The organism is Brucella grignonensis, from assembly GCF_002252505.1.
GTDB classification, from domain to species: Bacteria; Pseudomonadota; Alphaproteobacteria; order Rhizobiales; family Rhizobiaceae; genus Brucella; species Brucella grignonensis.
The window spans coordinates 1-313 of record NZ_NNRL01000057.1 but is presented as its reverse complement, the minus strand read 5'-3'; the positions used below and the strand labels follow the sequence as shown (position 1 = coordinate 313).

Below are 313 nucleotides of genomic sequence, written 5' to 3'. Positions count from 1 at the left end.
CAACGAGGTCGACGGCTGTGCGGGAACAGGCTGTGGCTTCTGTCGCTTCGCATATAAGTATGCATTGACTGACTTTTGCGCCAGCCGCCCTGTAGATAAAGCGCGCCAGCCATAAGCATGGTCGAAAGCATGGCAACAGGAAAACTGAGCCAAAGCGAATCTGGACCGAGCCAATCCCCCATGCCAACAGCAACACCCAAACGGATCGGATACAAAGCCCCGGGAACAAGAGTTGACCGGGGCTAAGTTATTTTAAAACCCCGTAAGGAAAACTCCGGGAGCAATGTGAAAGCATGATAAAGCTAAACGGTCT

At 52.1% G+C, this 313-nt stretch carries 1 protein-coding gene; it reads right to left on the bottom strand.

From position 1 onward, the window contains the following. Positions 1–182, bottom strand: a 182-nt coding sequence (locus tag CEV33_RS24165; RefSeq protein WP_208620122.1) for a hypothetical protein, incomplete at its 3' end; no start/stop codon positions are given. Positions 183–313: the final 131 nt, after the last annotated feature.